This is a genomic window from Vibrio sp. 10N.261.52.C11 (assembly GCF_041471405.1).
GTDB lineage: Bacteria > Pseudomonadota > Gammaproteobacteria > Enterobacterales > Vibrionaceae > Vibrio > Vibrio crassostreae_C.
On the sequence record NZ_JBFROI010000027.1, the window covers coordinates 42,144 to 50,729 of the forward strand.

Sequence of the window (8,586 nt, forward strand, 5' to 3'; positions counted from 1 at the left end):
TATCTCACTCGAACAATTTGCTAAAATCTGCGTCACATACGTTTTTTACTGCTGGGTGTTGGATCATCCTCTCAGCAAATATGACGTAGTACTCCTCTTTTAACTCTTCAATACCGCCTAATAGTTGCAGTGATGTGTCGTCTTCCACTTCAGACATATAAATCGTCGGTGCTAAAAATATTACGTCATGATGGTAACGAGCAAAAGCCTTCATCAATGCGGCATCATCAAACTCACCTAAAATATCAGGCTTAAGCCCTTGTCTATCAAACCATTGCAGCACTTTACGACCCATTGAGGTTCGGCTGCCAGGGATCAAAAGCTTTCTTTGCTCCAATACAGCAGGGAAATTAACCCCTTCAACCTGACCTGAACTAAAAAAGCTCATTCCACTCTCACCCAGCTTTTTACTGAACAGGCCCGGGCTTTGACTAGAGTCCACCGGACAGTCAGACAAAATCATATCGAGCTTATGTTGAGAGAGTTGCTCAAGTAGCATTTCATGGGTCGATTCAAAACAGCGCAAGTGAATGCTGTTATCTGGAGGGATGGTCGACATCAGTATCTTACTGACGAGTCTTTTAGAGAGCGCATCCGCGACGCCAACATCAAACAGAATATTGGAGTGTTGGCTGTAATTCACGATGTCCAGCATCTCGTAACTCAGGCCAAACATACGATCGGCATATTTAAAGACCAGTTGCCCAAGCTCTGTAGGCTCAACACTTCGGCCATTACGCTTGGTCAACTTGCCATCCATGCGTTCTTCTAAGGCTTTTATCTGCCCCGTTACCGTTTGTGGTGTTAGGAATAGGGCTTCTGCAGCTTTAGTAACAGAGCCTTGCTTGCAAACCATCCAGAAGTAATACAGATGGTTGTAGTTGAGATGCGACATAGATGTGCCGTAATAAAAGAGTAGATACCCTTTTATATCAAATATGACACCGCCACTCAACAAACTCGGAAAAACCTAACCAAACATAGATTTACCACTTATTTTTTCGAAGTGTCTGATTTCATAATGTAATATTTCATCGATTATTTTCAATTTTTTTCTAACTTTTAAGATCTATATCACCTATAGAATTTCCATTAAAAAACAATTTAAAACAACAACTTAAAACAACCACATTAGCAATTGGAATATTTAAAGAGTAAATCATCACAAAAAAGTCGCACCTAAACCAAAATGTAATATTACTGAAATATTTCCCCTCTAACATCACGCTCAGATTAAACAAACAGACCAAACACAGACTTAAACGGTCCAATGGAGAAAACATTATGAACCAAGCTACTACTGCAGCAGCGCCTATCTCGAGCACTACTCGTTGGCTACGCTGGGCTAACTTGGCATTCATGCTTTACCTACTATTACTTTCAGTTTCAATGGTTGGTACAGGCTTCAAATGGGCAACAGGCGAGCAAGCAAAGGTTCTTTTCGAATTTGCTTCACACCCAGTTGCAGGCTTAATGATTGGTTTAGTAGCAACAGCGCTTATTCAATCATCAAGTACAGTTACTTCAATTATCGTTGGCCTTGTGGCAGGTGGTTTACCTGTTGAGCTAGCAATTCCTATGATCATGGGTGCTAACATTGGTACTACGGTAACCAATACTCTAGTTAGCCTTGGTCACGTTCGTTGTAAAGAAGAGTTCAAACGTGCATTCGCAAGTGCGACAATCCACGATTTCTTTAACCTATTAGCCGTTGCTATCTTCCTACCACTAGAGATGGCGTTTGGAATTCTAGAGAAAATTTCTCACTGGTTAGTATCACCGATGCTAGCAACAGGTGATATGAGCATGGGTGGTCTTAACTTCATCAAGCCAATCACTAAGCCTGTTGTAAGTGCGATTAAAGAACCACTATCAACGTTTGGCGACACTGTTGGCGGCATCATGCTTATCGCTCTAGGTATCGCAACTATCTTCGTAGCTATTACTGTAATGGGTAAGCTGATGAAGAGCCTAATGGTTGGTCGTGCTCGTGAGATTCTAAAGAACGCAATCGGTCGTGGTCCAATCCACGGTATCGCTTCTGGCTCTATCGTGACTATCCTTGTTCAGTCTTCTTCTACGACAACAAGCTTGATGGTTCCACTAGTAGGTTCAGGTGTTCTTAAAGTACGTGACGTTTACCCATTCACTCTGGGTGCAAACATCGGTACATGTATTACGGCTCTACTTGCAGCTACAGCAGTGTCTGGTGAGTTCGCAGTATTCGCACTACAAATTGCTCTAGTACACTTGGTGTTCAACATCATGTCAACGGTATTCATCTTCGGTATCCCGTTCCTACGTGAACTTCCAGTTAAAGCGGCAGACATGATTTCAGACATGGCTGTGAAGAACAAAGCTGTAGTGGCTGGTTACCTTGTTGCGGTATTCCTTGTACTGCCTGGTAGCGTGTTAGCTCTTACCGCTTAATAGCAAAATAAACATCGCTTATAGCAAAGCCCGCTACCTCCTAGGTTGCGGGCTTTTTCTTTTTAAGAGCAGATACGGGATTCGGGTAAACGAGTAACGAAGAGCTAAAATCAAATTCGAGATATGAGTAAGCTTGTGACAAGAGCTGAAACTGATACGATATAAGAGTAAATCGGTAAGGTAAGCATTACTCACCAAAGAAGTCCGTTCTAGCTCTTCGTATCCCGCATCTCGTTTACCCGCATCTATATATTTCCGTCATTCCCTACAGCGAGGAACGAGCGTGATAGGGAATCCCACAAACACACCACGAAAGAGACTCCCAACTCCTTCCTTCGTCAGTCTAGGGAATGATGAATCGAAAAAAGATTCGAGATGCGTGTAAGCGAGTATCGAAGAGAAAGAGCCAATGCGCGTTGAGAGTATACGAGTAACATAAAGCATCACACAGCATATGATTTCTCTGCTCTTCGAATCTCGATTACTCGTCACTGTAACTTAGATACAAAAAAGGCTGCACAGAGGCAGCCTTTCAATCAAACAAAGCGAGTGAGATTAAACCGAGAATGGGTACTTAATCGCTTCGTGGCATTCGTAACCTTCAACCCAGAAGTCATCCATCGTTACCCATGTTTCCAAATCTTCTAGAGACTTAATCTGAGGATTGATATGGAATGTTGGGCCAGCTAACGGCTCACGCTTTAACTGGATATCACGCATAGGTGCAAGTTGATCTTCGTAAATATGAGCATTTACTAGCTTATGGTAAGCCACGCCAGCTTTCTTACCCGTGATTTGCGCCATGATAGCTAGGAAGACATACACTTGAACCATGTTGAAGTTCAGGCCTAGGGGTACATCGCAAGAGCGCTGAGTGCTGTTTAGGTACAGAGTATCACCAAGTAGTGAGAAGTGATGGCTGTACATACACGGACGCAAACATCCCATGTGGAACTCACCTGGGTTGTAGAAGTTTAAGATCTCGCCGCGGTCATCAATACCGTTAGTTAGATCATCAACAATCTTCTTCAGTTGGTCGATATGACCGCCGTCAGGTTTTGCCCATGCACGTCCTTGAACGCCATAAACACGGCCCATGTCATCTTCACCCTTGCGGTAAGGGTTATTCAGCCATGCTTCATTCAGGTTAGAATTCGCATCCCAAGTTTTAGTCCCTAGCTTACGAAAATCTTCAGCATTGTCGTAACCACGGATATAGCCAAGCAGCTCAGCAACTGCGGCTTTCCAAAAACTCTTACGCGTTGTTACCAGTGGGAATTGGTTATTACCAACATCATATTCAAGGTCAGCATTGATCACGGTTAGGCAACGCTTGCCCGTGCGTTCATTTTCAATCCAAGTACCGTCATCAACGATACGCTGACAGAGATCTAAATACTGTTTCACACCAATTCCTTACTTCGTTTGTTGTGGTAATTCGTCTTTGTAGTGACCACGCTTGTATGCCCACACCATCATCAGCACACCGATGATAACCATTGGCAGTGACAAAATTTGTCCCATAGAGATAAATCCACCGAACAAACCTAGGTGAGCATCAGGTTCACGTACGTATTCTACTAAGAAGCGGAATGTACCATATCCAGCTAGGAATAACCCTGATACAGAACCAAGAGGACGCGGCTTTTTGATAAACCAGTTCAAGATGAAGAACAGCACGATACCTTCAAGCGCCATCTCGTAAAGTTGAGATGGGTGACGAGGAAGTGGACCACCGTTAGGGAACACAATCGCCCATGGCACATCAGTCACACGGCCCCAAAGCTCGCTGTTCATGAAGTTACCTAAGCGTCCCATACCTAAACCAAATGGCACCAATGGTGCAATCATGTCTGCCACACCAAAGAAGGTTCGACCGTTCTTTTTGGCATACCAAAACATGGCAGTAATAACACCAAGCAAGCCACCGTGGAAAGACATACCGCCAGTCCATACCTTAAATAGGTACAGTGGGTCTGCTAGGAAAAGGTCAAAGTTGTAGAAAAGTACGTAGCCAATACGACCACCCAACACCACACCTAGAAAGCCAGCAAACAGTAAGTCTGATACTTGCTCTCGAGTCCAACCACTACCCGGTTGATCAGCTCGGCGATTTGCTAACCAAAGAGCAAACATAAAACCGACAAGGTACATTAGGCCGTACCAACGAACTGAGATTGGTCCTAGTTCAATAAGAACAGGATCGATATTTGGGAATTCGATAAAACCCTGAGACATACTTGGCTCTCTATCTAAATTGATTAACGGTTAGCTCAATGACTAACAGAAAAGACACTACAGCAGCATTGTGGCTGCTATAAACATTAAAAATACCGCAAAGAATTTCTTCAGCACAGGGGTTGGCAATTGAGTGGCCAGTTTCGCACCCACTCGAGTGGTCAAAACTGAGGTACAAGATATCGCGATCAAAGCCGGTAGATAAACATAACCCAAGCTATACGCAGGAAGATCATCGACAGAAGATCCATGCCAAATGAAACCTAGCATTCCCGAAATCGCGATAACACAACCGCATACCGAAGATGAGCCGACGGCTTTACGCATTTCCACACCGTGATGGTTAAGGAAAGGTACCGATAAAGACCCACCGCCAATGCCCGCTAAGCTTGATACCAAACCAATCCCGCCGCCACACAACACGGTTTTAGCTGAACCCGGCATCGATTTTTGGCTCTTGGAGCGAATCGACAATAGCATTTGCAACGCCAACACCAAAACAATCACACCAAAGACTTTTGGTAAGTATTGAGCTGGAATTACATCGGCCACGAAAGAGCCGAGGAAGCCACCTATCACCACACCTGGCATCAACCATTTAACGACAAACATCTCTACGTTACCCAATTTTAGATGGTTAATCGCAGACGATCCCGACGTAACGATGATGGTTGATAGCGAAGTAGCCAATGCCATTTGCATCGCAAACTCTTGGGGGATACCCGCTTTAGGAAGCAAAAACAGTAAGGCAGGAACAACCAGCAAACCACCACCAATGCCTAGCAAGCCTGCTAAAACACCAACAATAGCACCAAGGCCCGCTAACAAGCCTATCAGTTCATATGACACGTTAAATCCTATTTTTTACCTGCTCGAATGAAGCCTGTAAATTCACGCTCTTCGAAATAGTTCAGCATCATACTATAGATGTCACTACCATACGGTTTTGAAAGTGCCTTATTTGCCAAATCCTGTAATTCAGCCAAGTTCGATTGACGAATCAAATATTTGGTTCTTGCGACATTCGAGGTATTCATACTTAACGTCTCATACCCCAATCCAATCAATAGCAGCGCGCCCATCGGGTCACCGGCTAACTCGCCACAAATACAAACAGGTAATTGATATTGCTTACAAGTATCATGAATTTGTTTTAATGCCATGATCACCGCAGGGTGCATTGATTCATAGACATCGGATACTCGTGAATTGTTCCGATCAACCGCTAATAAATATTGGGTTAAGTCGTTGGTACCGACTGAAACAAAGTCGACCTTATGCGCAATCAGCGGCAGTATGTACAGCATGGATGGCACTTCAATCATGATACCAACGCGAGGCATACGCACTCGGTTATCAAGCTCATGCACTTCATCATACGCTTGTTCAATCAACTGTAGCGCGTCATCCAACTCCTGTGCACCAGAGATCATCGGCAGCAAAATACTCAAGTTATGGCTTTCACAGCTCGCACGTAGCATGGCACGTAACTGAATAATAAAGATGTCAGGATGATCGAGCGTAAACCGAATACCACGCCAACCAAGGAATGGATTGTCCTCTTCGATAGGAAAATACGGTAAGGCCTTATCACCACCGATATCGAGTGTACGCATCACCACTTGTTTCTCTGGGTAGCTTGCCAGTACAGAACGATACTGCTTGAATTGTTCATCCTCTGACGGGAATCTTTGCTGCAACAAGAAAGAAATTTCAGTTCGATACAGCCCTACGCCATCAACGCCTTGGTTGATAGCGATGTTAGTGTCTGCACTTAAACCCGCATTAAGCAGAATCTCGACTTGCTTGTTGTCTTGCGTTTTTGCCGGTAGGTACAGCTCGCGATTGACCATAGAGGAGAGCTCACTCTCTTCTAGAATCAGCCCTCGATACTCTTTGAGCAGGCTTTTAGTCGGCTCAATAAAGATCTCACCGCTATACCCATCAACAATCGCTCGCTTGCCATTAGCTTGAGCTAGGTTGAGGTTTACCCCCATGACGGAAGGTATGCCAAGCGCTCGAGATAAAATCGCTGCGTGCGAGTTCGCCGCCCCTTCCAAGGAAATCACCGCTAAGAGCTTTTCTTTGGGAATAGACGCTAATACCGAAGCGGTTAACTCACGAACCACTAGGATAATCGGCTTATCTAACGTGCGAAGTTCATGTTCAGAGTTGTGGAGGAAATAGAGCAGCCTTTGTCCGAGCTCTCGGATGTCTTGTGCTCTCTCACGAAGATACACGTCCGACATACGAGCAAAGCGATTAGAATAACTCTCTACAACCTGTCTTAGTGCCCAATCGGCTTTATCGCCTTTCTGGATTTGGCTTTTTAGATCCTTACGCAGCATAGGATCGTTGAGTAAGTGAGTAAACAGGTCAAAGATCGCCAACGCATCTTTATTGATTTCGCTATCTAAGCGCTTTCGCATGCGCTTAAAGTCATTGAGGGCGTTTTCAACCGCTACCGCCAACAACTCATGCTCTCTCTCTATATTGAGCGTCGAAGCAGGATAAACATCGGTGAGTTCAGGCTGAGTGTTGTCCCACCATAAGTCACCAATCGCCACGCCCGATGAAGCTGCAATACCTTTAGTAGCCGGTAGCTTCTGTTGCTCTAACAGCCAATGGCCTTGAGTTTGGGCGTGCGCCACAATAACGGCAAGTTGTGCAGAGAGCGTGACAAGGAAGGATTCTTCCATCTCACTAAATAAACGTGGGGTCTTCTGTTGAATGACCAATACACCGAGCACTTGCTTGCGGTGGATAATCGGAGTACCGAGAAAAGAGTGATAGACGTTTTCTCCAAGCTCTGGAAAAAACTTATAAGCAGGGTGAGCAGACGCTTGTGCAAGGTTGATAGGTTCAGCACTTCTTTTAACAAGGCCAACCAGACCTTCGTCAAAACCAATGTGAATGCTATTGCCTTTGAAGATCAGGCCTTGAGTTGCCATCAACTCAAGGCGCTGCATATCATTATTTGCCAAATACACGGTGCAACATTCCGTCTGCATCGCACTGCATGTCTCTTTAACCAAAATATCAAGAGCCGTCGACACATCTTCAACTCTTGATACGTGTTCAACTATTTCCCTTAGTTGACTGAGCATGCTTAACCTCTACGCAATTTGCGCTTTCCTTTTATTTTTCGCTCTTTAAACGGCATTGCTAAAGATGCGAACTCTTTCATCGCTCGACGGTAAACATCTCGCTTGAAAGAAACAACTTGTCGAACTGGGTACCAGTAACTCACCCAACGCCAACCATCAAACTCAGGTGTACTTCCACGCTGCATATTGATATGCGATTCATCGCAATCTAAGCGCAAAAGGAACCACTTCTGTTTTTGTCCAATACAGACAGGTTTAGAATCCCACCGAACCAGTCGTTTGGGTAGCTTGTAGCGTAACCAATGACGACTTGTCGCGACGATCTTTACATCCTTTTTAGTAAGGCCAACCTCTTCATACAACTCGCGGTACATTGCCTGTTCCGGAGTCTCACCTTCATCTATTCCCCCTTGAGGGAATTGCCATGAATGTTGCCCGTATCGTTTAGCCCAGAAGACCTGACCATGGTTGTTACAGATTACAATACCAACATTTAATCGGTAACCATCGCCATCTATCACTGGCCAACCTCTATCTAAATTTTTAATTACTCTGATTTTTCCACATATCCCCAATCGGAGCAAACTTAGTGACGTGATAAGCGCTATATTTATGAATAATAACTAGGAATATGGATAAGTTTTGCTCAAATTCTAGTTACCCACACAATAGTGAGACATAGACCACATTTATTCACCTTTTCTGTGAATAACTATGTGAAGAATTACCCGCAATCGTTTTTTTTAATCCATAGATTCATCAACACCAAAAACAACAAATCAGTCAAAATAATTTTATTATTATATAAATC

At 44.1% G+C, this 8,586-nt stretch carries 7 protein-coding genes; 1 reads left to right on the top strand and 6 read right to left on the bottom strand.

The features are described 5' to 3' along the window. Positions 1-4 precede the first annotated feature (4 nt). The gene (nhaR, locus tag AB4323_RS11445) at positions 5-895 is read right to left on the bottom strand and encodes a transcriptional activator NhaR (RefSeq protein ID WP_017059341.1); all 891 of its coding nucleotides are present in this window, start codon (positions 893-895) and stop codon (positions 5-7) included. Between the two features lie 389 nt (positions 896-1,284). Here nhaR and AB4323_RS11450 point away from each other — a divergent pair, with 389 nt between their 5' ends. Beyond that, on the top strand, positions 1,285-2,430 hold the full coding sequence (locus AB4323_RS11450; protein WP_017059340.1) for a Na/Pi symporter: 1,146 nt from the start codon (positions 1,285-1,287) through the stop codon (positions 2,428-2,430). Positions 2,431-2,985: 555 nt separating this feature from the next. On the opposite strand, the gene AB4323_RS11455 is transcribed toward AB4323_RS11450, so the two are convergent. From AB4323_RS11455 to rppH, 5 genes are read right to left on the bottom strand one after another with little or no spacing between them, the layout of a single operon-like run. Then, entirely contained in the window at positions 2,986-3,837 is an 852-nt protein-coding gene (locus AB4323_RS11455; RefSeq protein ID WP_017059339.1) for a thymidylate synthase, read from the bottom strand. 9 nt (positions 3,838-3,846) lie between these two features. After that, the gene (gene lgt, locus AB4323_RS11460) at positions 3,847-4,668 is read right to left on the bottom strand and encodes a prolipoprotein diacylglyceryl transferase (protein ID WP_017059338.1); all 822 of its coding nucleotides are present in this window, start codon (positions 4,666-4,668) and stop codon (positions 3,847-3,849) included. Positions 4,669-4,725: 57 nt separating this feature from the next. Then, complete coding sequence (locus tag AB4323_RS11465; protein ID WP_017059337.1) at positions 4,726-5,517, bottom strand: sulfite exporter TauE/SafE family protein; 792 nt, start codon at positions 5,515-5,517, stop codon at positions 4,726-4,728. 8 nt (positions 5,518-5,525) lie between these two features. Beyond that, positions 5,526-7,775: a phosphoenolpyruvate--protein phosphotransferase gene (gene ptsP, locus AB4323_RS11470; RefSeq protein WP_017059336.1), complete on the bottom strand. Its 2,250-nt coding sequence runs from the start codon at positions 7,773-7,775 to the stop codon at positions 5,526-5,528. Positions 7,776-7,777: 2 nt separating this feature from the next. After that, positions 7,778-8,296 (bottom strand): RNA pyrophosphohydrolase, encoded by a 519-nt coding sequence (gene rppH, locus AB4323_RS11475; RefSeq protein ID WP_017059335.1) that lies wholly within the window; start codon positions 8,294-8,296, stop codon positions 7,778-7,780. Between the last annotated feature and the right edge of the window lie 290 nt (positions 8,297-8,586).

Excerpts from the sequence above, each read along its gene's own strand:
- nhaR (WP_017059341.1), bottom strand. The coding sequence starts at position 895 with ATGTCGCATCTCAACTACAACCATCTGTATTACTTCTGGATGGTTTGC.
- AB4323_RS11450 (WP_017059340.1), top strand. The coding sequence starts at position 1,285 with ATGAACCAAGCTACTACTGCAGCAGCGCCTATCTCGAGCACTACTCGT.
- lgt (WP_017059338.1), bottom strand. The coding sequence starts at position 4,668 with ATGTCTCAGGGTTTTATCGAATTCCCAAATATCGATCCTGTTCTTATT.
- ptsP (WP_017059336.1), bottom strand. The coding sequence starts at position 7,775 with ATGCTCAGTCAACTAAGGGAAATAGTTGAACACGTATCAAGAGTTGAA.